The 266-nt window shown below is 55.3% G+C and carries 1 pseudogene; it reads left to right on the top strand.

Annotation, left to right across the window (positions count from 1 at the left end):
- A pseudogene (locus J0695_RS40640) lies at positions 1-227 on the top strand (adenosine deaminase); the annotation flags it as partial.
- Between the last annotated feature and the right edge of the window lie 39 nt (positions 228-266).

The following is a 266-nucleotide window of genomic DNA, read 5'->3' as shown; positions in this document are numbered from 1 at the left end:
CCGACAACAGGCTGATGAGCGGCACGAGCATGACCCGCGAATTCGAGCATCTCGTCGACGCTTTCGGATACACGCTCGAGGACATGCAGTGGTTCACAGTCAATGCGATGAAATCAGCGTTCATTCCTTTCGATGAACGACTGGCCATGATCAATGACGTGATCAAGCCCGGATACGCCGAACTGAAATCCGAATGGCTGTTCCGTCAGACCGCTGTGACCAGCTAGTTCATCGAAAAGCACGACGGACACGACAGCGGCCGGGTG

The organism is Streptomyces beijiangensis (assembly GCF_017315755.1).
Classification (GTDB): Bacteria; Actinomycetota; Actinomycetes; order Streptomycetales; family Streptomycetaceae; genus Streptomyces; species Streptomyces beijiangensis.
Note: the sequence above shows the minus strand (reverse complement) of the source record. Positions and strands in the feature narration are given on the sequence as shown.